This is a genomic window from Luteibacter aegosomatis, from assembly GCF_023078455.1.
GTDB lineage: Bacteria > Pseudomonadota > Gammaproteobacteria > Xanthomonadales > Rhodanobacteraceae > Luteibacter > Luteibacter aegosomatis.
This window is the reverse complement of record NZ_CP095740.1, coordinates 3606909-3631606: the sequence shown is the minus strand read 5'-3', so window position 1 is coordinate 3631606 and position 24698 is coordinate 3606909. Positions and strand designations below refer to the sequence as shown.

The following is a 24698-nucleotide window of genomic DNA, read 5'->3' as shown; positions in this document are numbered from 1 at the left end:
TTTCTTTGTCATGGGAGCCGTGCGACCGCTTTCGCGAAAGCCGTGTGAGAGACGGTTCGAACCCAGTGCCTTGAGTTCGGCTATCGCGATGCAGTCGTCGCTCAGCGCACCGACCTGAACGCCGCGCGCAACTCCTCGGCGAACGCTTGCGGCTGTTCCCAGGCGGCGAAATGTCCGCCCTTGGTCACCTGGTGGTAGTAATACAGACTGGGGTACGCCTGCTCGCTCCAACTCTTCGGCGCGCGATAGATTTCCTTCGGAAAGACGCTGATCGCGACGGGAACCTTGATGTCGTGCGTCTTCTGCGCCACGGCGCTGAAGTTATTGTTGTTGTTTTCCCAGTAGAACCGCGACGACGACGCACCGGTGTTGGTCAGCCAGTACAGGGTGATGTCGTCGAGCATCTCGTCGCGCGACAGAACGCGTTCCGGCACGCCGTCGCTGTCGCTCCACTGGGCGAACTTCTCGTACATCCATGCGGCGAGTCCCGCCGGGGAATCCGCCAGCGAGTAACCGATGGTCTGCGGGCGAGTGACCATCAGGGCGCCGTAAGCGGCGTTGCGGCCGAAGAACGTGCTCAGCGACTGGTAGGCGGCGCGTTCGTCGGGTTTCAGGCTGGCCGGGGCCGGATCGCCGGCATTGATCGGCTTGACGAGATCGCCGGGAATCGTGGCCGGCATGTTGAGGTGGATGGCGAGCAGGCCCTTAGGCGCCTGTCGTGCGAGCGCGTCGGAAATGACCGAGCCGTGGTCACCGCCTTGCGACACGTAGTGCGCGTAGCCCAATCGCTTCATCAGCACATCCCAGGCCCTGGCGGTACGCTCCGGGCCCCAGCCCAGGTCGGTGGGCTTGCCGGAGAAACCGTAGCCGGGGATGGAGGGGATGATCACGTCGAAGGCATCTTCCGCGCGGCCGCCGTACGCGGTCGGATCGGTGAGCGGGCCGATGGTCTTGAGAAACTCGAACGTCGAGCCGGGCCAGCCGTGCGTCAGGAGCACGGGCAGGGCGTGCGGGTTGCGCGAGCGCACGTGGATGAACTGGATGTCCACGCCGTCGATGGTCGTCACGAACTGGGGCAGGGCGTTGAGCCGGGCTTCCGCCTTGCGCCAGTCGTAACCGGTGCCCCAGTACTTCACCAGTTCCTGGACGCGTGCCAACTGGATGCCCTGCGACTCGTCGTTGACGGTTTCCTTGTCCGGCCAGCGGGTGTCGGCGATGCGGCGGCGCAGGTCGTCGAGCTGTTCCTGGGGTACGTGGACGTGGAAAGGCCGGATGCTTTCGTCGACTTTCGTGGTCGTGGTCGTTTCCGCGACGGCGTCGGCTGCCTGGACATGGACGGCGGGGCCCAGCAGGGCGAAGCCGAGCGCGATGGCGAGGGCGCGCCGGGCGATGGACGCACGGGAAGAGGGCGGGGCGTAGGCGGATGACATGGTCGTTCTCCATCGGGGTTCGGGACTGTGTGGAGGCACAGTCTAGGAACCGCGTTGGGTGACGATGTGTCGGCTTTTTGCGGGTATGAAACGTTTTGTATCCAGCGGCGTCAGGATACGGACGGATACAAACGCGCCGTTTTTCGCGAGAACCGGATGGTTCGCCGTAGGCACCGGCCTGCGCCGGTGCGACGGTTCGCTGCGCCTCGCTATCTTCCTTGCCGTGTCCTTGCTATCCGACGCACCGGCGCAGGCCGGTGCCTAAGGCCGGACGATCGGTCGTCGCGACCGTCACTCGCCCGCTTCGAGTTCCTTGAGGATCCGGTAGATCTCCCGGAACGCGTGCAACGGTTTGTTCGCCTCGCGCTCCGCGCGGGCCTGGCGCACCAGCGAGCGAAGGTGCTGGCGATCCAGGTCCGGATGCTTGTCGAACAGCTCGCCCAGCGCCACGTCGCCTCCTTCCAGCAGCTTCTCGCGCGCCGCCTCCAGGCGATGCATGTGCGCGGCTTCCTGGCGCTGGCGATCGCGATCCTCGCCCAGGGCGGCACGCGCGTTCACGAACGCCTCGTCGCCGTGCCGACGCATCTGCTTGGCGAGATACGCCATCTGCCGCTTGCGCGCGATATGCGAGGTGACCTTTCGCGTGCGGCCGATCTCGTCGACGATGTCTTCGGGCAGGCCGAGCTTGGGGATGCGGGTGGGCGGCAACTCGACGAGCTGGTTGGCCAGCTTCAGCATGTCCAGCGCGTTGCGGCGCAACTCGCTGCGGCTCGGGCCGAAGTCTTCTTCGTCGTCGTCGCGAGGGGCTTGGTCGAACGGCTTCACGATATCTGCTCCATGAAGGGCGTGAGGACGTCTTCGGCCTCGCGCTCGAAGGCGAAGCGAGGCTGCAGTCGGCCGTCGCGCTCGACCATGTCGGTGAACTTGCTCAGCGGCCTCACGGACAGCCCGTGTCCGCCATAAAGCGGCTTGTAGGCCACCAGTTCTTCGAGGGTATCGCCGTCGTGGGCGATTCCCAGCACGCGATAAGGCATGCCTTTGTAGTGGCGGTAGTAGCCGACACGGATGCTCATATGGATTCCATGGCACCATGGGCGGTGCATTGCTTTTGATCGGGCGGCGCGCCCCCATCTGAATGGGGCAGGTCGCCTTGTGACCCGATATTGTAACCCTGAGCCCCCGGGAAGCCCACGTGAGCCACGTTTCCACCCTCGATAGCAGCCACCAGGACCTCGACCGTCTCGCCGAACTGGCCGAGGACACCATCCGCCGTGCCAGGGCGGCCGGAGCCAGCCAGGCGGAAGTCTCGGCCAGCATCGACGTGGGCCTGAACGTGAACGTGCGCCTGGCCGAGGTGGAGACCGTCGAGCACACCCGCGACCGCGGTTTCTCGCTCACGGTCTATTTCGGCCAGCGCAAGGGTTCGGCCAGCACCGCCGACCTCAATCCCGACTCCATCCAGGCCACCATCGATCAGGCCTGCGCGATCGCCCGGTTCACCGAGGAAGACCCGGCCGCCGGCCTCGCCGACCCGGATCGCATGGCCACCGTCTTCCCCGACCTCGACCTGTGGCATCCGTGGGATCTCGACGTGGATCGGGCCATCGCGCTGGGCCGCGACATCGAGGACGCCGGCCGCGCCATGGTGGGCATCACCAACTCCGACGGCGCCAGCGTGAACGCCGGCCAGAGCCTCTCGGTGTATGCCAACTCGCACGGCTTCGTCGGTCGCGAGCGCGGCACCCGCCACTCGCTGTCCGTGGCGCTGATCGCCGGCGACGACGAGGGCATGCAGCGCGACTATTGGTACGACACGGTGCGCGATGCCCGTGAATTCATGGACGCCGGCGAACTGGGCCGCAAGGCGGCCGAGCGCACGCTGTCGCGCCTCGGTGCCCGCCGCCTCGGTACGCGCCAGGCGCCGGTGCTGTTTTCGCCGGACGTGTCCCGCTCGCTGCTCGGCCACCTGCTCGGCGCGGTGAGCGGCGGGTCGCTGTATCGGCGTTCGAGCTTCCTGGTCGACCATGCGGGCAAGCAGATCCTGCCCTCCTGGTTCCGCATCGACGAAAAGCCCCTGGTGCCGCGCGGCATGGGTTCGTCGGTGTTCGACGCCGAGGGCGTCGCCACCGTCGAGTCGCCGCTGGTGGTCGACGGCGTGCTCGAGCGCTACGTGCTGGGCAGCTATTCGGCACGCAAGCTGGGCCTTACCAGCACCGGCAACGCGGGCGGTATCCACAATCTCTACGTGAAGGCCAACGGCGGCGACTTCGCCGACATGCTGGCCAGGCTCGGCACCGGACTGCTCGTCACCGAGGTGATGGGGCAGGGCGTGTCCATCGTCACCGGCGACTACTCGCGCGGCGCCTCGGGCTTCTGGGTCGAAAACGGCCGGATCGCCTACCCGGTGGAAGAGATCACCATCGCGGCGAACCTGCGCGACATGTACGCCAACCTGGTGGCGGTGGGCAGCGATGTCGACCACCGGTCCCACGTGCTGACCGGTTCCTGGCTCGTCGAGAAGATGACCATCGCCGGGGAGTGACCTTCGGCGGGTTGACAGGCGCCGTGGGCGAATCGGACAGTAGGCCCGACATCGCCCACGGAGCAGTGCCCAGATGAGTACGCCGTCCGATTCGTTCCCGCCTCCGCCGCCGCCCTCGCCGCCGCCTTACGAGCCGGTTCCTCCCGTCTCGAACACCGACGACAAGAACCTGGCCATGCTCACGCACCTGTCGGGCATCATCTTCAGCGTGATCGTGCCGCTGATCGTCTGGCTCATCCATAAAGACCGTTCGGACAAGGCCTACCTGGTCACCGAAGCCAAGGAGGCCCTCAACTTCCAGCTCACCGTGCTCATCGGTTACGTGATCTGCTGGATCCTCACCTTCATCCTCATCGGCGCGTTCCTCACGCCGCTGCTTTGGTTGGCCAACCTCATCTTCTGCATCATCGCGGCGGTGAGGGTGAGTTCGGACGGGAGCTATCGATATCCGTTCGCGCTACGCCTGGTGAGCTGAGGCGTCGCTTCGCTCGAATCGCGGACAGGGTCCGCTCCCACCTTTCGGTAGCAGACTTACTACCGGAGGGGTGGGAGCGGACCCTGTCCGCGATGGGTTCTAGTGCCCGCGCGTTGCCGAATACCGCGCCAGCTCGGCGAGCCATTCCCCTCGCTCACCCAACGGCGCGATGGCATCGAGCGCATCGTCGACCAAATCGGCCAGACGCGCCCGCGACGCCTCCAGCCCGATGATCGACGGAAAGGTCGGTTTGTCCGCCGCGGCATCCTTGCCCGCCGTCTTGCCGATCACCGACGACTCGCCCTCGATGTCGAGGATGTCGTCGCGTACCTGGAAGGCCAGCCCCACGGCGTGGCCGTAGCGGTCGAGCCGGTCCAGGAGGTCGTCGTCCCGGCATCCCGCCGCCAGTGCACCCAGCTTGACCGACGCGCGGATCAGCGCGCCGGTCTTATAGGCGTGCATCCGCTCCAGTTCGCCCAGCGTCAGGCGCTTGCCCACCGCGGAAAGGTCGAAGGCCTGTCCGCCGGCCATGCCTTCCGCGCCGCAGGCGGCACCCAGCGCACGCAGCATCGCGATGCGCGCATGGGCATCGATACCCGCTTCGTCGTGCGCCAGGATTTCGAAGGCCAGCGCTTGCAGGGCATCGCCCGCCAGGATGGCCATGGCCTCGCCGAACACGATGTGGCAGGTGGGGCGCCCGCGCCGCAAGGCGTCGTCGTCCATCGCGGGCAGGTCGTCGTGGACGAGGGAATAGGCGTGGATGATCTCCACGGCGCAGGCCGGCGCATCCAGGCGTGCATCGTCGATGCCCAAGGCGTGGCCCGCCGCGTAGACCAGCAAGGGGCGTATGCGCTTGCCGCCGCCGAGCACGGCGTAGCGCATGGCACGGTGCAGTTCGACGGGGGGATCGTTCTCGCCGGGCAGTGCGCGCGCGAGCGCGTCATCGGCACGGCCGGCCAGCGCCTTGAGATGGGCCGGCAGGTCAGTCGGTGCGGGAGGAATCAAAGGGGGCTGCGCTATCGGGGGATTCGGGGTCGAGCAGCAGGCGCACGCGCAACTCGGCCTGCTCCAACGCCGTCTGGCAATGGCGATAGAGGCCGATGCCGCGCTCGAACGACTTCAGCGACTCGTCGAGGCTGAGTTCCCCACCCTCCATGCGCGTGACCAGTTGTTCGAGCTCGTCGAGCGAGTGCTCGAACTCGGCGATGGACGACGCGGGTACGGGAGTGTCGGAGGACTTCGGCATGCGCGCAAACTAGCTCACATGGCGTTTTCGATCAATCTCCCGGACGGCTGGGCGAGGCCCATATACTTGAATGCGAAAGGAATATCGTGCGGATGTGCGAGCGCCGTCATGCCGCCGCCACGGCCGGGGTGGCTATGCTTGCGCATGACTTGCCACCGGACCGAATCCCGATGAATTCGAAGACCACCCTGGCGGCGCTGGCGCTGGCCGTCGTTGCCGCCTCCGCCCACGCCCAGCAGACCTCGTCGGCGAAAGCCGACACCCTGGTCAAGACCGAGTCGTCCTGGAACGGCGTTCCCTACACGTCGTATCCGGGCGGCCGTCCCGAGCTGACCCTGCTGAAGATGACCATCCCCGCGCACACGGCGTTGCCCTGGCATACCCATCCGAACCCGAACGCGGCCTACGTGCTCTCCGGGTCGATTACCGTGGAAGACAAGGCGTCGGGAAAGAAGCAGACCTTCCACGCGGGCGAGGCGTTCGCGGAGGAGGTGGGGCAGGTGCATCGCGGCGTCACCGGCGACGAGCCGGCGGTGCTGGTGATCACCTATTCGGGGGTAAAGGGCACGCCGACGTTCGTCCCGGAGAAGGGCGAGAAGCCCGAATATTGATCGCTCCGTAGAGTTCGCCGATACGATCGGCTCCCACCCCTTCGGTAGGCCGATTCCCGCAGCCTTGCTACCGAAGGGGTGGGAGCCGATCGTATCGGCGAAGGATTCGCGACACGCTGGCTAGCTCGGTGAGACGCCTAGCGCGTCCAACGAAGCCCCCCCCCGACCGCCTCGAACATCCCCACGGCCTCCTCGCTCAGCCACCGATCGCCGACGGCCAGGATCCGGCCGTCTTCGCCGGTCACAATGGGCACGCGCGGTCGCCCCCACGGCGGCACGCCGCCACGCTGGAACAGGTCGCGCAGCTCGCGCGTATGGCGGTCGCCCGCGGGCCGCAGGGTCTCGCCACCACGGCGATAGCGCACCAACAGCGGATGGCCCAGGCGGCCGTCGCCCAACGACAGGGTGCCACCCCCCGGCAGATCGATCGGCTCGCCATGCCACCGGGTTTCCCAGCCCGCCGCGAACGGCGCTAGCCGGGGCAAGGCCCAGAGCCGCCCCCGCCACAGGCGCACTTCGGTATCGAGCCATCCGATCTGCGGCAGGCGGTCGGCGCCGGCTTCGCGCACCTGCCGTTCCAATGCGTCGCGCTGGGCGCCGGTGGGTGCCTGCAGGCCCGCCTCGTGCAGCCATTGGTCGAGTACCGGCCATCGCAACGCCTCGGGAAGCAGGAGCCAGCCGGCGGCGTCGAGGCTGCCGTCCCGCGCCTTCAACTCGGCGAGCGCGGGCATCCAGGCCTCGCGCAGCGTGTCCGCGGCCTCGCGGCACAGCCGTGCGCTGTGCACGATGCTTCGCGACGCCTGCGGCCAGAGTTCGGCCAGCGCGGGCATCACGCTGGCGCGCAGGAACGCCCGCGCCACGCGCGGATCGTCGTTGGAGGGGTCATGCACGGTGTCGAGGGCGTGCCGCGCCACGTGGGCGGCCAGCGCCTCACGCGGCAGATCGAGCAGCGGGCGCCATTGCTCGCCCGCCCCCAGCGGACGCCGCTCGCGCATGCCGCCGAGGCCTTCCGGCCCGGCACCGCGCAGCAGCTTGAGCAGGACGGTCTCCACCTGGTCGTCGCGGTGATGGGCGAGCAACAAGCGTTCGCCCGGCCTGAGTTGGGCCACGAACGCGGCCCGCCGGGCACGGCGCGCGGCGGCCTCCATGCCTTCGCCGCGACTCAGGTCGACGCTCACGCGCACCACCTCGAGCGGCACGTCGAGCGATTCGCAGAAGCGGCGGCAATGCATCGCCCACAGACCGCTCTCGGCATGGAGGCCGTGATCCACGTGCACGGCACGCAGCGACGGGCGGCGCGGGAGCGTGGCGATGGCGTGGAGCAGGGCGGTGGAATCCGGACCGCCGCTGTAGGCCACCACGAGGGGCGCATCGGCCTCGCCGTCGAAGGCGGCGATGAGGTGTTCGGACAGCGTGCGGCTCATTTGCCCTTGCCGCGCAGGCGTACGTAGAGGTGCCTGGCATTGCCCGATTCACGCTCTTCCATCTCAAACAAGCCAATGTGCTGGATGAGCCCACTGAGCTTTGGATGGCCGTAATTGCGGGAATCGAAGTCTGGCTCTTGCTTGCTGAGAATGCCGCCGATCCGACTCAGCAAGGCCCACCCGCTTTCGTCCGATGCCGCGGAGATCGCATTGCGCAGAAGATTCATCAACCGGGTGTCGCTGCGCAATTCGTTCGTTGAGCGGGGCGCGGGAGGAGCGTCGTTCTCGCCGCTCGACGCATGGATGAGCACCTCGGTGTAGATGAACTTGTCGCACGCCCGGACGAAAGCCTTCGGCGTTTTCTGTTCGCCGAATCCGTATACGATCAATCCGGCTTCCCGAATGCGTGAGGCGAGTCGGGTGAAGTCGCTGTCGCTGGATACGATGCAGAACGCATCGAAGCGCTCCGAATAGAGCAAGTCCATGGCATCGATGATCATGGACGAATCGGTGGCGTTCTTGCCCGACGTATAGGCGAACTGCTGAATAGGCTGGATGGAATGATCGAGCAGCGCACTCTTCCAGCCGTTGAGGTTGGGCCCGGTCCAGTCGCCGTAGATGCGCTTGACGTGCGCCGTGCCGTACTTCGCCACTTCGGCGAGCAGTCCGTCCACGATGGCGGGTCGCGCGTTGTCGGCGTCGATCAGCACGGCGAGCTTGTCGGTGACGTCGTTGGCCATGGCGTACTCCACCCTTGGGAATGCGTCGATGGTACCCGAGCAGCGTCGACGCCATTTTATTCGCGGACAGGGCCCGCTCCCACTCTTGGGTAGATAAGCCAGCTACCGGAGGGTGGGAGCGGACCCTGTCAGCGAATGCGACGGAGCGTCAAGCCGTGGCCAACCTCATGGGTGGTTACTCGGTGAACGCCCCGTACCCGCGCAGGCGGTGGTAGCGGTTTTCGAGCAGGGTGTCGATGGGCTGGGCCTCCAGCGCGTCGAGCTGGTTGAGCAGCACGGCCTTCAGGCGCACGGCCATCGATTGCGGATTGCGGTGGGCGCCGCCCAGCGGTTCGCGGACGATCTTGTCGATGAGGCCGTTCTCGAGCAGGCGCGTGGCCGTGAGGCCCATGACCTCGGCGGCGTCCTTCGCCTTGTCGGCGCTCTTCCACAGGATGGACGCGCAGCCCTCGGGCGTGATGACCGAATAGGTGGAGTACTGCAGCATGAGCGTGCGATCGCCCACGCCGATGGCCAGGGCACCGCCCGAGCCGCCTTCGCCGGTCACCGTGCAGATCACCGGCACGCGCAGTTCGGCCATTTCGAGCAGGTTGCGCGCGATGGCCTCGGACTGGCCGCGCTCCTCGGCGTTGATGCCCGGCCAGGCGCCCGCGGTATCGATGAAGGTGAATACGGGAATGCCGAAGCGCTCGGCCGTCTTGAACAGGCGCAGCGCCTTGCGATACCCCTCGGGACGCGGCATGCCGAAGTTGCGCTTGACCTTCGACTTGGTGTCGCGGCCCTTCTGGTGGCCCACGATCATGATCGAACGGCCATTGATGCGGGCGAGGCCGCCCACGATGGCCTGGTCGTCGGCGAACATCCGATCGCCCTTGAGCTCGTGGAACTCCTCGCACATGCCCTGGATATAGTCGAGCGTGTACGGACGCGCCGGGTGGCGCGAGAGCTGGCTGATCTGCCACGGCGTGAGGTTGCGGAAGATCTCGGCGGTCTTCAGCTTGAGCTTTTCACGGAGGCGGCCCACTTCCTCGTCGATGTTGAACGCCTGCCCGCTGCTGGCGTGGCGGAGTTCTTCGATCTTCGCTTCCAGTTCGGCAATGGGTTGTTCGAAATCGAGGAAGTTGGGATTCATGAATACGGAGCATCCGGACAAGACCGTTCATTATAGCGGTGGAGCCCCTTCGTGGGTGTGCGCGGGCGTACGGATCGGGTTGCTCTCGTAAGTATTTGAATTGGCTTGGTGTAGGCGGTCGTCTCGCCATGCGTGGGCGGTGCCCTCGCGCGCGGGCGGATCTGCTTGAATGCGTGTCGGCGGCGGTCTGCCGCCATCTCACGGATCGAACGAGAACACCTCCATGGATATGAAAACGCACGCTGCGGCCGTCCTGGCCGTTTGCCTCGGCCTCGCCCACGCACCCTCGGCCCTGGCCACCTCTGTACCCGGTCATGCGGCGCTGGACGCGCTTCCCGATTGCGCCGATGTCTCCTTGCGGGAGCGCTGCCGCCTCGACCTGCCCAACGGCGACTTCAGCGGCCCGGCGGGCGACGCCTTCTACCACGGCACCTTCAGCTGGGGGCAACTGGTGCCCCGGACCCATCCGATGCGTGCCCACCTCAAGCCGTGGACCTACCTGACGGAAGTCGACGGTACGCACCTGGACAAGTCGGCGCTTTCGACGCAATTGCTCCTCACGTCCCCGCGCGATCGCGTGTTCCAGTGGATGAAGCTGACCCCGGGTCGTGACGTGGATACGGTGTTCACGTTCCACGCCCACATCGGATCGACGGGCGGTACGGCCAAGGCGGCCATTCATGTGGCCGTGCCCGAATACGGCGAAGACGGCATCCAGGCCACCGCGGAAAGCTACTCCCGGTCGCTGGGCCTACCGCGCCGCGAACTGGTGACCTCCCTCACGGTGCCGGCCGATTCGACGGCCGAACGCATCGGTTTCGCGATCGCCGCGCTGGGCGACAGCAGCGGGGTGGTGGTGGACGACGTATTCGTCGTGCGCACGCCCGTGGGAGATGCGCTGCCTGAACTGGTTCCGGCATGGTGACGGGAGGGCGAATAACCATGAACGGAAAAACGATCGGCACGGCCATCGTCGCCTGGCTGGCCGCGTCCGCGTCGATGTCCCGTGCGTCCGGATCGATATCAGGCCATTCGTTGCTGCACGAGCTGCCTTCCTGCGCGAACGTCGACCTCTACCGCACATGCCGGGTCGATCTTCCCAACGGTGATTTCAGCGGCGGCGACAGCGACGGCTATTACCACGGCACCTCCAGTTTCGCCGGTTTTTTCGGCGGCGTGCACTCCGTGCGCGCGCACCTGCAACCCTGGATATACGCCTCACGAGGTGCCGCCACGTATCTCGAACGGCCCGCCCAAGACTTGCGCCTCACCCTCTGGCGGCCGAGCGATCACGTGTACCAATGGATGCCGTTGACACCGGACCGCCCGTACGACTCGTACTTCATCGTGCACGTACATATCGCTTCGACCGGCGGGCAGGCCAGGGTGGCCATCCAGTTGCGTCTTCCTGACGGATGGCCCGAACACGACGTGGTCGAGGAAGCGCAGACGACCACCGTCGATGGCCCCGGCGATGAACTCGTGGCGACATTGCGTGTACCTGCCGGTACCCGGGCCAGTCGTATCGGCGTCGCCATCCGGGCCGGGGCAGGCTCGGTTCCGGTGATCGTGGACGACGTGGTTCTCGTGCGCAGCGCGACAAATCGGTTGCCTGCCGAACTGTCGCGGGACGACGGCTGAAACCGTCTCAATCCGCCGGGCGTACGAGGCGCAGTTCGGTGCCGAGTACGCCCGGCAGGGCGCGAAGGGTGCGCACGAGGTCGGGCAGGGCGCGTACGCGCCAGGCGTCGCCCAGTTCCATGCTGGCCTGTGCCACGGCGTTGCGGTAGCCGGACAGCATCAACGTGGTGCGGCCGCCGCGATAACCCATCAGCGCCTGCTTGAGGTGCTGCGGGAAATCGGGGCCCACGCCGTTGAGGCGCAGCGTGAGCAGGCGGGTAAAGTGCTCCATCGCGTCGGACAGCGAATACGCCTTGCGCGCGCGCAACTGGTAGCCGCCGGCGAAGTCGTCGATGCGCAGGCCGCCTTCGATCACGATCATGTTGCCGCGCGTGAGTAGCGGCGCGGCCTCGGTGAACACTTCGCGGAAGAAGCTGGTCTCGAGCAGGCCCGTGGCATCCTCGATCTGCACGAAGGCGTCGCTGTCGCCGCGCTTGCGCATGCCCACCACCATGCCGGCAACGGTCCAGGGCGTCTCGGGGCCGCGGCGGAAGCGGCTGCCTTCCTCGTCGTCGTTGCGACGCGGCTTCGGCGGCTGGTAACGCTGGGGAATTTCGCCGATGGGGCAGCTCGACAACTGCGCCAGTTCGGCCTGCCACGGATCGGTGGGATGGCCGGACAGGTAATGGCCGAGCGTATCGTGCTCACCCTGCAGCAACTGCTCGAGCGGCCATTCGGGCACCGAGCCGGATAGCTCGATGATGCTCGGCGCCTCGGCCGCGCCGAAGGCGCTGCCGAAGATGTCCACCTGGCCGGAAGCACGGTTCTTGGCTTCCTGGTCGGCGGCGCGCATCGCTTCGGGAATGTGCATCAGCAGCGTGGCGCGGTTTTCGCCCAGTGCATCGAGTGCGCCGGACTGCACCAGGGCTTCCATCACGCGCTTGTTGAGCTTGTTCGAGCCGATGCGCTGGCAGAAATCGACCAGCCCGCGGAACGGGCCGCGGGCCTTGCGCTCGGCGGCGATTTCCTCGCAGATGCCCTGGCCCACGCCCTTGATGGCGCCCAGGCCGTAACGCACCACGCGCGGTTCCACCGCCTCGAACATCCATTCGGAGGCGTTGACGTCGGGCGGCAGCACCTTGATGCCGATGGCGCGCGTCTCGTCGAGGAAGGTGACCACCTTCTCGGTGTTGTCCATGTCCGAGGAAATGGTCGCGGCCATGAACTCGGCGGGATAATGCGCCTTCAGCCAGGCGGTCTGGTAGGAGACCAGCGCGTAGGCGGCGGCGTGCGACTTGTTGAAGCCGTAGCCGGCGAACTTCTCCATGAGGTCGAAGATGGCATCGGCCTTGTCGCCGTCGATGCCGTCCTTCGCGGCACCTTCGCGGAAGGTCGCGCGGTGCTTCACCATCTCCTCGGCTTTTTTCTTGCCCATGGCACGGCGAAGCAGGTCTGCGCCGCCGAGGGTGTAGCCACCCACGATCTGCGCCATCTGCATCACCTGCTCCTGGTAGACCATGATGCCGTAGGTCTCTTTCAGGATGGGCTCGACGCGCGGATCGGGGTATTCCACCGTTTCCTTGCCGTGCTTTCGCGCGCAGAAGCTGGGGATGAGGTCCATGGGACCGGGGCGATACAATGCCACCAGCGCGATGATGTCCTCGAAGCGGTCGGCCTGGGCGTCCTTGAGCATGCCCTGCATGCCGCGCGATTCGAGCTGGAAGACGGCGACGGTCTGCGCCTTCTTGAGCAGGTCGTAGACCTTCGGATCGTCCAGCGGTAGCGTGTCGATGTTCAGCGGCTCCACGCCTTCGACGGCGCGGCGCTTGTTGATCGCCTTCACGGCCCAGTCGATGATCGTGAGCGTGCGCAGGCCGAGGAAGTCGAACTTCACCAGGCCCACCGCCTCGACATCGTCCTTGTCGTATTGCGTGACCACGCCTTCGCCGCTGGGTTCGCAATAGAGCGGGGCGAAGTCGGTGAGCGGCGTGGGCGCGATCACCACGCCGCCGGCGTGCTTGCCGGCGTTGCGGGTGAGGCCTTCGAGGCTGAGCGCGAGGTCGATCAGCGTGCGCGATTCTTCCTCGTTTTCGTAGATGTCGCAGAATTCTCGGACGATGCGCTCGGGCTCCTTCTTCGCCTTCTCCGAACGGCCCAGCGCGCAGGAGAGCGTGAGGTCTAGCGGGCGAGCCGGAATCAGCTTGGCGAGGCGATCGACCTGGCCGTAACCCATGCCGAGCACGCGACCGGAGTCGCGAAGCACGGCCTTCGCGGCCATCGAACCGTAGGTGATGATCTGGCTGACGTGGTCGCGACCGTACTTGCGCGATACGTAGTCGATCACCTCGTCGCGGCGATCCATGCAGAAGTCGATGTCGAAGTCGGGCATCGACACGCGTTCGGGATTGAGGAATCGCTCGAACAGCAGGTCGAACTTCAGCGGGTCGAGGTCGGTGATCTTGAGCACCCACGCCACCAGCGAGCCCGCGCCCGAACCGCGTCCCGGGCCCACCGGGATGCCGTTCTGCTTACCCCAGTTGATGAAGTCGGCCACGATCAGGAAGTAGCCGGGGAAGCCCATGCGGATGATGACGTCGACCTCGCGGTCGAGGCGCGCCTGGTATTCCTCGCGGGTTTTGCCCGGCGCGAGCGGGTTGGTGGCGAGGCGTTCTTCCAGGCCGTTCTGCGCCTGCTCGCGGATGAAGGTGTCGAGGGTATGGCCCTCGGGCACGGGGAAGTTCGGCAGGTAATACGTGCCGAAGGTGAGTTCGAGGTTGCAGCGCCGGGCCAGTTCGACGGTGTTTTCCAGTGCCTCGGGAATATCGGCGAACAGCTCGGCCATGTCCTCGGCCGACTTGAAGAACTGTTCTTCGCTGTATTCGCGCGGACGCTTGGGATCGGCGAGCACGCGGCCCTGGTTGATGCACGTGCGCGCTTCGTGCGATTCGAAACCCTCGCGTTCGAGGAAGCGCACGTCGTTGCTGGCGATGACGGGCAGTTCGTGCTCGCCGGCCAGTGCCAGCGCGGCGCGGATCCAGTGTTCTTCGTTTTCGCGGTTCGTGCGCGTGAGTTCGAGGTAGAGGCGTTCGGGGAACAGTCGTCGCAGCGTGGCCAGGCGGGCGCCCGCGGCGACCACGCCGGCACCCAGCGCCACGCGGGCCACTTCGCTTTCGCGACCGGCGATGGCGATCAGGCCGTGCATGGCGTCCGGCGTCATCCAGGTGGCGTCCACCAGCGGCCGTCCGCTGCCCTGGCCTTCGCGCCACGCCCGCGACACCAGCCGTGAGAGGTTGAGGTAACCGTCGCGGTTCTGGCAGATCAGGGTGAGCCGCCAGGGGCGCGGATCGTCGGGGCTCGATACCCAGATGTCGCAGCCGCCGATGGGCTTGATGCCCGCCGCCGTGCATTGCTTGTAGAACTTCACCAGGCCGAACAGGTTGCTGTCGTCGGTGAGCGCCACCGCCGGCATGCCGGCACGCGAACACGCCGCGATCAATTGCTTGATGCGGATGGTGGAGTCGACCAGCGAGTATTCGCTGTGCAGGTGGAGATGGGCGAAGCGGACGGACATGCGGCGGTGCCTGGTTAGGCCATCGGAAAGGCTAACCGGCAGGGGGTGCCGGGGCAAGAATTGACAGGGGCGAAAAGCCGGTTCGACGCGCCGGATGCGATGAGGACCGGAGCCGGACTCCCGCTTTCGCGGGAGCGAGGGCCTTCCCTGTCTCGTCGCTCATGCGAAAGCAGGAGCCCAGGGCGAGGTGGCCGGTTTCCCTTCAGCGCTCGTGCGCCTCCGGATGCTCGATGAACCACAGCCCGGCGAACAGCTTCGGATCGATCGAAAACCCCTCCGCCGCCCGTTCGAACAGCCAGCGACCGGCGTCGGCACGCGGTACCTCGTGCACGATGATGTTTTCGGTCTCGTCGCCACCGCCGGCGCCGACCCTGCGCAGTCCCGTCGCACGGGCGAACGCGATCATCTCGGTGCTCATGCCGGCCGACGACGGGCCTTCGTGGACGAACCGGATATCGTCGCAGGCGTAGCCCGTCTCCTCTTCCAGTTCGCGCCGGGCGGCCACCAGCACGTCCTCGTCCGCCGCATCGGCGAGGTCGCCGACGAGCCCGGCGGGCATCTCGATGGTGTTCTTCAGGATCGAGACGCGGTACTGCTCGACGAAAAGCACCTTGTCGTCCGGGGTGACCGCCAGGATGATCACCGCGCCGCCGGTGGTGTTGCGCTCCACGTATTCCCAGCGTCCGCGCTGCTTCAGGGTAAGCCACTTGCCCTGGTGCAGGGTCTGTTCGTCGAGGTGGGCGTCGTCGGGGATCGTGGAAGCGTGGGGCATGGGCGGGATTCCTTGTCGAAGTGCGAAAGTATCCTCCGAGGGTAGCCCGGCGATGTGACGGACGCCTACCCTGCCGTGGCGTAACCTGGATTCGCCGATACGATCGGCTCCCACCCCTTCGGTAGAAAGGCTGCTACCGGAGGGGTGGGAGCCGATCGTATCGGCGAACGGGACTACAGCAGCGCCCGAAGCCGCGACCGCGTCATCGGCCCGAAGCGGATGCGCTCGCAGAGTTCGTCCACCGTGGACGCATCGCCCTGCCTGCGGCTCAACGCATCGGCCGTTTCCGCCACGGCGATATCCAGCGCGATGCGCGTGAGGCGACGGCACAGCAATGCCTGCTCCGCGTGCTCACGCAGCTTCGTCGCGCAGGAGGCCGCGCCGCGGATACGCAGGAAGGCCACTTCGTCGACGCGCTCGAGGATGGCATCGAGGCTGCCGAAATGGGCCAGCAGCGCGGCGGCGGTCTTCGCGCCGATGCCAGGCACGCCCGGAATGTTGTCGACCGCGTCGCCGCACAAGGCGAGGTAATCGGCCACCTGGTGCGGATGCACGCCCATGCGCTCGAAGACGCCGGACGGTCCCCAGCGCAGGTTCTTCGCGAAATCCCACTGCTCGTCGTGTTCGCCGATGAGCTGGCCGAAATCCTTGTCGGCCGACACGATCACGCCGCGGAAGCCGTGGCTGCGCAGCCCCCACAAGGCGCTGCCGATCAGGTCGTCGGCCTCGTAGCGGTGGTCGTTGAGCACGGTGAGGCCCAGCGCCGCGGATATCTCGCGGCATAGCGCGAACTGTCGCTCCAGCTGGGGCGGCGGCAGGTCACGGTTGGCCTTGTACGCGGGGTAGATCGCGTTGCGGAACGACGTGGTGAGCGAGGCGTCGAAGGCCACCGCGATGTGCTCGGCGCGACTGCGCTCGAGCAGCTCGCAGAGAAAGCGGGTAAACCCGTGCACGGCGTTGACCGGCTGTCCGTCGTGGTCGTGGAATTCGTCGGGCATGGAATGCCACGCCCGAAACACGTACAGGCTGCCGTCCACCAGGTGGACGGTGTCGGCCCCGCTCACGGCGCCCATACGCTCACGATGTCGTCGTACGACGGCCGTTCGCGTTCGGGTGCTTCCATGGTGGGCGTGCCCACGTGCACGAAGCCGACGATATGCTCGCTCTTCTTCATGTCGAGCAGCTTCGCCACCTGGCGATCGTAGGCGGCCCAGCCGGTGAGCCACTGCGCGCCGAAGCCGAGCGCCTGCGCGCCGAGCAACAGGTTGTACGCCACGCAGCCGGCGGTGACGGTCTGCTCGATCTCGGGGACCTTGCTGTCGCCGTCGATCTTCGCCGAGACGACCAGCACCAGCGGCGCGTGTTCGTAGCGATTGCGCTCTTTCTCGCGCTTGGCGTCGGACAGATCGGGGTTGGCTTCCACCGCCAGCTTCGCCAGCTTGCGGCCGAACTCGCGCTTGGCGTCGCCGCGCAAGACACGGATGCGGAACGGTTCGAGCTTGCCGTGGTCGGGAACGCGGACGGCCGCCTCGATGAGGCGGCGCAACGTGGCGCCGTCGGGACCGGGTTCGCCGAGCTGGCGCGAAGGCACCGAACGGCGATCGTTGAGGATGTCGAGAGGGGATGGGCTCATCTTCCCATCTTACCTCCGGTGTCAATGCCCCGGTGGCGGCGGGGGAGGAACGGCGTCGTTCGGCCCCAGGTTGTCGACCCATTGGCGGCGCTGTTCGGGCGTCTGGTCGCGCCACTTGTCCATCAGCGTACGGCGCTGCTCGGGCGGCAGGTTACGGAAGCGCTCGAAGGCGTCATGCAGCTTGTCGCGCTGTTCGGGGCTGAGGTCCTGGAATTTCTGCCGGTTGGCACGCGCCTGCGCGCGCTCCTCGGGCGTCATGTGCTGCCAGCGCTCGATGCGCTCTCGGATCTGTGCCCGGCGTTCCGGTGGCAGGCCACGCCAGCGCTGGGCTTTTTCCAGCATGCGCGACTGGCGAGCGGCGGGAAAGGTGTCCCAGTCGGACGCCAGCGGGGCGAGGATGTCCTGCTCGTCGGGTGTGAGCTGCTTCCACGGGCGCGGCGGGGGCAGGGGGCCCTCCTCGCCGACGGGCGGAGGCGGCGCGCGATGATCCTGCGCGGTCGCGGCCAGCGGCATCGCGAGGGCGAGCATCAGGGCGAAGACGGCACGGTGGCGGCGCATGTGGATCATTCCCGGGAAGAGGGCTTCGTGTCGTTGTAGGCCAGCCAGCTGTAGAACTGGAGGTCCTGGTAGAGCGCCGGATCGGCGCTGTCGGCATCCGGCGGCAGGTCGTTGGGCTCGGTATCCACCACATGTTCGCCGAAGGCGGTCGGCGCGGACGGGGAGCCGGCAGGCTGCCAGACCATGAGCGTGGCCAGGGCGATCATGGCGAAGGCACCGGCGGGAATCGCCAGGCGGCGCGCGAGGGAGTCGCGCGGCGACGCCAGTGCGGTACGCCGCGCGGCGCGCAGGCGGCCGGCGGTGACCGGATCCACGTCGCGGCTGGCGCGCAGGTAGAGCTCCCGTGCGCGACGCTCGATGTGTCGATCGTTCTGGCTCATCGCCATGCCTCCAGTTGGTCGCGCAGCGCATGCATCGCGCGCGAAAGGTGGGTTTTCACGCTACCGTCGGAACAGCCCATCGCGGCGGCGGTCTCGGCGACGTCGAGACCTTCCATCACGCGAAGGGTGAAGGCCTCGCGCTGCCGCCTCGGCAACCGGCGAAGCGCCTCGACGATATCGCCATAGGCCTGCGAATCCTGCAGGCGGGCCGAAGGGTCGGGCGCGTCGTCGGCGGGATCCCAGCTGGGCAGTTCGTCGCCATCGTCGTCGCGACCGCCGCCGATCCAGCCGACCACGATCGAGCGCACCTTGCGGCGGCGCTGCAGGTCGACGATGCGGCGACGCAGGATGCCCCAGAACAGCGGCGTCCACTCGACGGCCGGCTTGCCGCCGTAGTGCCGCACCAGGCGCAGCATGGCGTCCTGCACGGCATCGAGCGCGTCGTCACGGTTGCCCAGGTGGATTTCGGCCATACGCCAGGCGCGCCGCTCGATGGCCGCCAGAAAGGCGTCCATGTTCGCCGGAACGTCCCGCGCATCGTCCAGCGAGGCGGTGTCGAGCGCGAGCGAGCCGCTCACGGCATCCTCCGCTTCGTCGTTCTTGCCATCCTCGTGCTCCATACGACCTTCGGTTCACTCCGCTAAACGCGATCGACGGGTCCCGGTTGACGGGATTTCTTGCGGGGATGGTGTGGAATTCGGCATTTATGAACGATGAAGCCGACGGCCGACGGGCAGCGCCGTCATCGCCGCGAGCAGGGCGCCGGCGACGTAGAGGGCGATGTCGGTGGGCCCCTGGGCCAAACGGGCCAGGTCCAGCAGCATGTCGGTGCCGGCGTCGACCAGGGCCTGGGCGAAGCCCACGTTCATCGCACCCGAAAGCATGGCCCCCACCGTCAGGCAGGCGGCGTAGATCGCCGCCACCACCGTCGCGAGCGCCGCCAGCGCGGCGCCGGTCCAGCCGTCGAAACGCAGCCAGCGGCGCACCGTGATACCCAGCAGCCAGCCGATCGGCAGGGCCAGGGCGGGCATCGAGCGGCCGGTGAATAGGGTGGGCAATACCCAGAAGGCGCCCGCCGCGAGGCCGAACATCGCGGAACACAGGAGGCCGAACAGCAGGTTGAGGAGACGGCGAAGGCGTTCGGGCATGAAAGGGGCAGGCAACGACGCAAAGCATCCATCATAGCCGCTGGCGCCCTTGAGGCGTGGCCCTGGCGCCCCGACCTTGGGAAAATACTTAACCGCGCGCGGCCGCGGGCGCATAATCGACGACTTTGCGGCCGCGCGCGGCCACCCACAGGATTTCCATGAGCGGCTTCAGCCTCAGCAGCGAACCCTTCACCCTCGAGCGCGACTGCCAGGCGGTCATGGTGCCGCAGGGCGAGACGGTGACGCTCCCGGCCGGGCAGATCGGCTACATCACGCAGGCACTCGGCGGCAGTTTCACGGTGTACGTGGAGGGCAACCTGTTCCGCATCGCCGGCAACGACGCCGACGCGCTGGGCAAGGAGCCGCCCAGGCCCATCGAACTGCCGGAAAACGCCTCGGACGACGACGTGGAGAAGCTGGTCTGGCAGCAGCTGCGCACCTGCTTCGATCCGGAGATTCCCATCAACGTCGTCGAGCTGGGCCTGGTCTACGACGTGAGCCTGGAATCCGGCGAGGAAGGCGGCCGCAAGGCCTACGTGAAGATGACGCTGACCGCCCCGGGTTGCGGCATGGGCGACATCCTCGTCGACGACGTGCGCACCAAGCTGGAAATGATTCCGACGGTGATGGAAGCCGACGTCGACCTCGTGTTCGATCCGCCGTGGAACCATTCGATGATGTCGGATGCGGCGAAGCTCGAGACGGGGATGCTCTGACGCGATCCCCTGCCTCATCGCCCCGGGTTCCTGCGTACGCAGGAATCCAGCGCCTGTACGCTCAGGCAGGCGAACGCGCTTATTCGAAAACCACGCTCACCGCCGCCCCATACGAAGCGATCGCCGCGATCGTCGCCGGCGTGCAATGCAACGCCGGCGGGTGCCCCGCCGTCATGGTCACCTCGATGCACACGCGCGCATCCAGCTCCATCGAGCGGATGGCGTGGACGATTTCCTCGCGTTTCGGCGCCAACGCCAGGAGCAATTCGGAAAGCGCCGTATCGGCCGAATAGCTCGGGGCGTCCGGCAACGTCAGGCTCCAGCCGTGCATGCGCCGTTGCTGGCCGCGGGAGGCGTCGGGATCGCCCTTCTGCCAGCTCAACGCCCCGTCGATGGCCAGTTCGTCCCGAAGGCCGTCGAGCAGGTGCCGTTCGGAGGTGAGCCGGAACGACGCCCGCACGCGCGGTGCATGGAGGTCGATGCCCTCGTCGATGTCGTGGACCACAGCGTCGGTCATGAAGTTACGCCCCCTTTCGGCAAGTCGATCCCCCGGTTTTCGTGCGTAGCATCGCTTTTTTCGGCGATCTAGGGAAATCCCTAGGTAGTGCGTCGTGAAGACTTGCGCTAGGTTCGCCATGACTCGCGGCGGGGAGGCCGCGGGTCGATCGAACACTACGGGCATCGCGCTCCGGCGCGACTTCATAACGATAAGGAATGTGGTCGTCACGACTGCAACGGCGTCGTGCGGCTCTTTCCCGGGAGAGAACGTCATGGCAAGTCATCTTCGCTTGAAACTCCTCGTCGCATCCCTGGCCATCGCGGCCACCTCGGTCGCCACGGCCGCCACCCAGCAGGCGCTGCGTTCGCAGGGCCTGGGCAATGCGCCGGTGTCGCAACTGAGCGCGCGGCTCGGCCTGTCGGCCGATAACGGCTTCGTCGCGACGGCGTCGGCCCCCACGGTCCGTGGCACCACCACGGTGCGCATGCAGCAGACCTTCAAGGGCGTGCCCGTCTTCGGTCACACCGTCGCCGTGGAACAGGATGCGCAGGGCAATGCCCTCGTCGCCAACGGCGTGGTCTCGGCCGACCTGCAGGTGGACATCGCCTCGGTCACGCCGCGCTTCGGACAGGACCAGGCGCTGGCCTTGCTCGCCAAGCAGTCGAGTTCATTCGTGAAGGGCCTGGTGAAGCCGGAGAACGCCAAGGCGGAACTCTACGTCTACCCGCAGGACGGCGCGCCGGCACGGCTGGTATACCTGACCTCGTTCTTCTCCGGCGGAGATCATCCGACCCGGCCGACGGCGATCATCGATGCCAACACCGGCGAAATCGTCGACCAGTGGGACGGCCTCGCCTACGCGAGCGCGACCGGCCCGGGCGGTAACCAGAAGGTCGGGCAGTACACCTGGGGCGCGAACAGCCTGCCGTACCTGGACGTCACCAAGTCGGGCAGCAGCTGCACGATGCAGAACACCAACGTGCGTACCTACAACATGAACCACGCCACGTCGGGCAGCGGCACGCTGTGGACGTTCTCGTGCCCGAATAGCAGCACCCCCGTGGGCAACTCGAGCGGCGACGCGGTCAACGGCGCCTATGGCCCCATCAACGACGCCCACCACTTCGGTGGCGTGGTGCACGACATGTACCAGGCCTACACCGGCGCGCCGCCGCTGAACCAGGTGCTGCTCATGAAGGTGCACTACGGCAACAGTTACGAGAACGCCTTCTGGGACGGCACCTCGATGACCTTCGGCGACGGCGCGACCACCTTCTACCCGTTGGTGGCGCTGGACGTGACCTCGCACGAAATCAGCCACGGCTACACCGAGCAGCACTCGAACCTCACCTACAGCGGCCAGTCGGGCGGCATGAACGAGGCCTATTCGGACATCGCCGGCGAAGCGGCCGAGTATTACGACCGGGGCAGCAACGACTTCCTCGTCGGCCCGGAAATCTTCAAGGGCAACGGCGCGCTGCGCTACATGCAGACGCCCTCGCAGGACGGCGCGTCGATCGACAACGCCAGCCAGTATTACAACGGCCTGGACGTGCATTATTCCTCGGGCGTGTACAACCGGGCGTTCTACCTGCTGGCGCACAAATCGGGCTGGAACACGCAGAAGGCGTTCCAGGCGTTCGCCCGCGCCAATGCGTTGTACTGGCAGGCCAACTCCACGTTCAACAGCGGCTCGTGCGGCGTCGCCACGGCGGCCACCGACCTCGGCTTCAGCTCGGCGGATGTCGTCTCCGCGTTCAGCACGGTCGGCGTGAGCTGCTCGGGCGGCGGTGGCGGCACGGTGCTGCTGAACAAGACGGGGCTGTCCGGCGCGAGCGGCAGCGTGCAGAACTTCACCCTTTCGGCCGCGGCGAACAAGACGCTCACCGTGACGATGAGCGGAGGCACCGGCGACGCCGACCTCTACGTGCGCAAGGGCTCCGCCCCGACCACGACGGCCTACGACTGCCGTCCGTACCTCACCGGCAATAACGAGACGTGCACCATCAACGTCACGACCGCCGGTACGTACTACGTGCAGGTGCGCGGCTACTCGTCGTACTCGGGCGTCAGCGTGAAGGCCACGCAGTAAGCATCGCCGATACGATCGGCTCCCAGCCCTCCGGTAGCGTGGCTACCGGAGGGTTTCTCGTTTCAGGCCAACGGATTTTTCGGCAGATCGTCTATCGAAGGAGTGCAAGCGGGCCGTGTCCGCGATGCCTGCGCGGCGATCGCTTCGAATGCTGGCAAGATCCGTCGGGCGGTTGAGTCTGGCTGCGTAAAACGATGCTGCCTACCGTGACCCGACCTGCGGCGAAGCCGCGTCATTGAAGGTCGGTCCCATGCGTCGTTCCGTGTCGTGTTCCCTATGCCTTGGTCTGCTGGTGTGCTCCCTCACCAGTCACGCCGCCACCCGTTACATCGTCCGTTTCGCCGAGGGCTACACGCCTTCGTCGACGCCGCATTCGGCGCGCGCGCGTCGTTCGGCACCGGGCCCCATGCGCATGGTCCGCCGACTGGCCACGGGCGATGCCTTGTTCGAACTGCACGGGGCCACCGTCGAATCGCTCGCGGCGCTTCCGGGCGTGGTCCGCGTCGAGGAAGACAGGCGCCTTTACCCCATGACGGTGTCCGATCCGCTGTGGAAGCGCCAGTGGTACTTGCATCATCCGCGCTATGGCACCGATGCCGAGGTGGCCTGGAAATACACGCGAGGTGCCGATGCGGTGGTCGCCGTGCTCGATACCGGCATCGTGCCGCACGCGGAGTTCGACGGGCGCCTGCTACCGGGTTACGACTTCCTGTCGGACGCCGAGGAGGCCCGGGACGGCGACGGACGCGACGACGACCCTACCGACGAGGGCGACTGGATCGAGCCTGGCCAGTGCGTCGGGACGCTGGCCAGGAAATCCTCCTGGCACGGCACCCACGTGGCCGGCCTCGCCGTGGCGGCGGCGAACAACCGCGAAGGCATCGTCGGCGTCGCCCCGGAAGCCATGCTGCTACCGGTGCGCGTGCTCGGCCGTTGCGGCGCCTGGGAATCCGACGTGATCGACGCCATCACCTGGGCCTCGGGTGGCAGCGTGCCGGGCGTCGCGCCGCCCGAGCGTCGCGCCGACGTGATCAACCTCAGTCTGGGCGGCATCTCCGCCTGCGGCGCGTCGATGGCCGACGCCATCGACGGCGCACGCCGGCGCGGCACCGCCGTGGTGGCCGCGGCCGGTAACGACGGCATCAAGGCATCAGCCTCTTCGCCCGCCAACTGCCCTGGAGTGATCTCCGTGGGCGCGCTGGCGCATGACGGCGCACAGGCGTGGTATTCCAACCATGGCGATGGCCTGACGCTCTCCGCACCGGGCGGTTCGGGCTCGGGCGTGCAGGCGAACGACATCCTTTCCACGGTCGACTCGGGCGATCGCCAGCGCTTGCGCGCGGCCTTCGGCTACGCGTCGGGTACGTCGATGGCCGCGCCCCTGGTGTCCGGGCTCGTGGCCCTGATGCGCTCGGTGGATCCGGACATCACGGTGGACGAGATCACCCGGCAGCTCGTGGACAACGCGCGTCCGCTACAGGGGCGCTGCCCGAAAGGATGCGGCGCGGGCGTGATGGACGCGGGCGCCACGGTGGACGCGGTGGAGGAAGACCTCGTGCGCCGCAACGAAGTGCGTTAGCCGCCGATCGGACTCAGACGGCTTCGAAGCGGTTCGCGTCGCGGTTCTTGCGTACCGTTTTCGGATCCCACACGCGTCCGTTCATGGCGATGTAGACGCCGTCGGCCAGCGTCTGCACCGCGCCGACGGCGCAGCCGATGTTGAACACGGCGTCGGACCCCTGGAACCGCGCCGGGTTCAGCGCACCGGTGAGCACGATCACCTTGCCGGGGATGCCGTCGAGCACGCGCGCGGTTTCCACCATGGTGTCGGTGCCGTGCGTGACCAGCACGTGGCGATGCGGTTGGGCTTCGATGGTGCTGCGGATGAGCGCCCGGTCTTCGTCGGTGACGTGGAGGCTGTCCTTGCGCAGGATGGGAATCACGTCGAAGCGAAACGCTACGCCCAATTGCTCGAGGATCTCGCCGATCTGCGGCGCACCGATCTGGTAGTCCGACTTGTCGTCGAAGTAGACCTTGTCGATCGTGCCGCCGGTGGTGACGATGGTGAGGTTCTGCATGGGCGATCCGGGGGTGGGCGTAGCGGGGGCG

General features: G+C 67.0%; 27 protein-coding genes. 8 read left to right on the top strand and 19 right to left on the bottom strand.

Annotation, left to right across the window (positions count from 1 at the left end; genetic code table 11):
• Positions 1-101: 101 nt before the first annotated feature.
• From L2Y94_RS16370 to L2Y94_RS16360, 3 genes are all read right to left on the bottom strand, one after another.
• On the bottom strand, positions 102-1430 hold the full coding sequence (locus L2Y94_RS16370) for an epoxide hydrolase family protein (protein ID WP_247369247.1): 1329 nt from the start codon (positions 1428-1430) through the stop codon (positions 102-104).
• Between the two features lie 291 nt (positions 1431-1721).
• Positions 1722-2255 (bottom strand): ribosome biogenesis factor YjgA, encoded by a 534-nt coding sequence (gene yjgA / locus L2Y94_RS16365; RefSeq protein ID WP_247369244.1) that lies wholly within the window; start codon positions 2253-2255, stop codon positions 1722-1724.
• Positions 2252-2503 carry a DUF1653 domain-containing protein gene (locus tag L2Y94_RS16360; RefSeq protein WP_144909512.1) on the bottom strand — a complete coding sequence of 84 codons (252 nt, stop codon included), beginning with the start codon at positions 2501-2503 and terminating at the stop codon, positions 2252-2254. The genes yjgA and L2Y94_RS16360 overlap by 4 nt, the downstream gene beginning before the upstream one ends.
• Positions 2504-2622: 119 nt before the next feature.
• Here L2Y94_RS16360 and pmbA point away from each other — a divergent pair, with 119 nt between their 5' ends.
• Both pmbA and L2Y94_RS16350 read left to right on the top strand, forming a co-directional pair.
• Positions 2623-3972: a metalloprotease PmbA gene (gene pmbA, locus L2Y94_RS16355; protein ID WP_247369224.1), complete on the top strand. Its 1350-nt coding sequence runs from the start codon at positions 2623-2625 to the stop codon at positions 3970-3972.
• Between the two features lie 73 nt (positions 3973-4045).
• Entirely contained in the window at positions 4046-4447 is a 402-nt protein-coding gene (locus L2Y94_RS16350) for a DUF4870 domain-containing protein (RefSeq protein ID WP_247369222.1), read from the top strand.
• 99 nt (positions 4448-4546) lie between these two features.
• On the opposite strand, the gene ispA is transcribed toward L2Y94_RS16350, so the two are convergent.
• From ispA to L2Y94_RS21285, 3 genes are read right to left on the bottom strand one after another with little or no spacing between them, the layout of a single operon-like run.
• The gene (ispA, locus tag L2Y94_RS16345; protein WP_247369202.1) at positions 4547-5452 is read right to left on the bottom strand and encodes a (2E,6E)-farnesyl diphosphate synthase; all 906 of its coding nucleotides are present in this window, start codon (positions 5450-5452) and stop codon (positions 4547-4549) included.
• Positions 5430-5693, bottom strand: a complete 264-nt coding sequence (locus L2Y94_RS16340; protein ID WP_144909518.1) for an exodeoxyribonuclease VII small subunit — start codon at positions 5691-5693, stop codon at positions 5430-5432. Before L2Y94_RS16340 ends, ispA begins: the two co-directional genes overlap by 23 nt.
• 14 nt (positions 5694-5707) lie before the next feature.
• The gene (locus tag L2Y94_RS21285) at positions 5708-5839 is read right to left on the bottom strand and encodes a hypothetical protein (protein WP_256452142.1); all 132 of its coding nucleotides are present in this window, start codon (positions 5837-5839) and stop codon (positions 5708-5710) included.
• Between the two features lie 24 nt (positions 5840-5863).
• Between L2Y94_RS21285 and L2Y94_RS16335 the strand changes: the two genes are divergently transcribed.
• Positions 5864-6304, top strand: coding sequence for a cupin domain-containing protein (locus L2Y94_RS16335; protein WP_247369199.1), 441 nt, complete (start codon positions 5864-5866; stop codon positions 6302-6304).
• A gap of 137 nt (positions 6305-6441) precedes the next feature.
• Here L2Y94_RS16335 and tilS read toward each other — a convergent pair whose 3' ends face one another.
• From tilS to L2Y94_RS16320, 3 genes are all read right to left on the bottom strand, one after another.
• Positions 6442-7728, bottom strand: coding sequence for a tRNA lysidine(34) synthetase TilS (gene tilS / locus L2Y94_RS16330; protein ID WP_247369196.1), 1287 nt, complete (start codon positions 7726-7728; stop codon positions 6442-6444).
• Complete coding sequence (locus L2Y94_RS16325; RefSeq protein ID WP_247369194.1) at positions 7725-8468, bottom strand: NYN domain-containing protein; 744 nt, start codon at positions 8466-8468, stop codon at positions 7725-7727. The genes tilS and L2Y94_RS16325 overlap by 4 nt, the downstream gene beginning before the upstream one ends.
• A 175-nt stretch (positions 8469-8643) precedes the next feature.
• The gene (locus L2Y94_RS16320) at positions 8644-9600 is read right to left on the bottom strand and encodes an acetyl-CoA carboxylase carboxyltransferase subunit alpha (RefSeq protein WP_144909528.1); all 957 of its coding nucleotides are present in this window, start codon (positions 9598-9600) and stop codon (positions 8644-8646) included.
• 223 nt (positions 9601-9823) lie between these two features.
• On the opposite strand from L2Y94_RS16320, the gene L2Y94_RS16315 reads away from it, so the two are divergent.
• Positions 9824-10525, top strand: coding sequence for a hypothetical protein (locus L2Y94_RS16315; protein ID WP_247369191.1), 702 nt, complete (start codon positions 9824-9826; stop codon positions 10523-10525).
• A 17-nt stretch (positions 10526-10542) separates the two neighbouring features.
• Complete coding sequence (locus L2Y94_RS16310; protein WP_247369188.1) at positions 10543-11241, top strand: hypothetical protein; 699 nt, start codon at positions 10543-10545, stop codon at positions 11239-11241.
• A 7-nt stretch (positions 11242-11248) separates the two neighbouring features.
• On the opposite strand, the gene dnaE is transcribed toward L2Y94_RS16310, so the two are convergent.
• From dnaE to L2Y94_RS16270, 8 genes are all read right to left on the bottom strand, one after another.
• Positions 11249-14791 carry a DNA polymerase III subunit alpha gene (dnaE, locus tag L2Y94_RS16305; protein WP_247369186.1) on the bottom strand — a complete coding sequence of 1181 codons (3543 nt, stop codon included), beginning with the start codon at positions 14789-14791 and terminating at the stop codon, positions 11249-11251.
• A 202-nt stretch (positions 14792-14993) separates the two neighbouring features.
• Entirely contained in the window at positions 14994-15563 is a 570-nt protein-coding gene (locus L2Y94_RS16300; RefSeq protein ID WP_247369183.1) for an NUDIX hydrolase, read from the bottom strand.
• A 173-nt stretch (positions 15564-15736) separates the two neighbouring features.
• Positions 15737-16636: a 5'-3' exonuclease gene (locus tag L2Y94_RS16295; protein ID WP_425602409.1), complete on the bottom strand. Its 900-nt coding sequence runs from the start codon at positions 16634-16636 to the stop codon at positions 15737-15739.
• Positions 16624-17196 (bottom strand): nitroreductase family protein, encoded by a 573-nt coding sequence (locus tag L2Y94_RS16290; RefSeq protein ID WP_247369180.1) that lies wholly within the window; start codon positions 17194-17196, stop codon positions 16624-16626. The genes L2Y94_RS16295 and L2Y94_RS16290 overlap by 13 nt, the downstream gene beginning before the upstream one ends.
• Before the next feature lie 21 nt (positions 17197-17217).
• Positions 17218-17754 (bottom strand): DUF3106 domain-containing protein, encoded by a 537-nt coding sequence (locus L2Y94_RS16285; RefSeq protein WP_247369178.1) that lies wholly within the window; start codon positions 17752-17754, stop codon positions 17218-17220.
• Positions 17755-17759: 5 nt separating this feature from the next.
• On the bottom strand, positions 17760-18134 hold the full coding sequence (locus L2Y94_RS16280; protein WP_247369175.1) for a hypothetical protein: 375 nt from the start codon (positions 18132-18134) through the stop codon (positions 17760-17762).
• Positions 18131-18754 (bottom strand): RNA polymerase sigma factor, encoded by a 624-nt coding sequence (locus L2Y94_RS16275; protein WP_247369173.1) that lies wholly within the window; start codon positions 18752-18754, stop codon positions 18131-18133. Before L2Y94_RS16275 ends, L2Y94_RS16280 begins: the two co-directional genes overlap by 4 nt.
• Before the next feature lie 84 nt (positions 18755-18838).
• Entirely contained in the window at positions 18839-19282 is a 444-nt protein-coding gene (locus L2Y94_RS16270; RefSeq protein ID WP_247369156.1) for a hypothetical protein, read from the bottom strand.
• Between the two features lie 158 nt (positions 19283-19440).
• On the opposite strand from L2Y94_RS16270, the gene sufT reads away from it, so the two are divergent.
• Positions 19441-19998, top strand: coding sequence for a putative Fe-S cluster assembly protein SufT (sufT, locus tag L2Y94_RS16265; RefSeq protein WP_247369155.1), 558 nt, complete (start codon positions 19441-19443; stop codon positions 19996-19998).
• A 79-nt stretch (positions 19999-20077) separates the two neighbouring features.
• Here sufT and L2Y94_RS16260 read toward each other — a convergent pair whose 3' ends face one another.
• Positions 20078-20515: a DUF4279 domain-containing protein gene (locus L2Y94_RS16260; RefSeq protein ID WP_247369152.1), complete on the bottom strand. Its 438-nt coding sequence runs from the start codon at positions 20513-20515 to the stop codon at positions 20078-20080.
• A 253-nt stretch (positions 20516-20768) separates the two neighbouring features.
• Between L2Y94_RS16260 and L2Y94_RS16255 the strand changes: the two genes are divergently transcribed.
• Both L2Y94_RS16255 and L2Y94_RS16250 read left to right on the top strand, forming a co-directional pair.
• Positions 20769-22589: a M4 family metallopeptidase gene (locus L2Y94_RS16255; RefSeq protein WP_247369149.1), complete on the top strand. Its 1821-nt coding sequence runs from the start codon at positions 20769-20771 to the stop codon at positions 22587-22589.
• A gap of 250 nt (positions 22590-22839) precedes the next feature.
• The gene (locus L2Y94_RS16250) at positions 22840-24168 is read left to right on the top strand and encodes a S8 family peptidase (protein ID WP_247369146.1); all 1329 of its coding nucleotides are present in this window, start codon (positions 22840-22842) and stop codon (positions 24166-24168) included.
• A 13-nt stretch (positions 24169-24181) separates the two neighbouring features.
• Here L2Y94_RS16250 and L2Y94_RS16245 read toward each other — a convergent pair whose 3' ends face one another.
• Positions 24182-24667 (bottom strand): asparaginase domain-containing protein, encoded by a 486-nt coding sequence (locus L2Y94_RS16245; RefSeq protein ID WP_144909555.1) that lies wholly within the window; start codon positions 24665-24667, stop codon positions 24182-24184.
• Positions 24668-24698 lie beyond the last annotated feature (31 nt).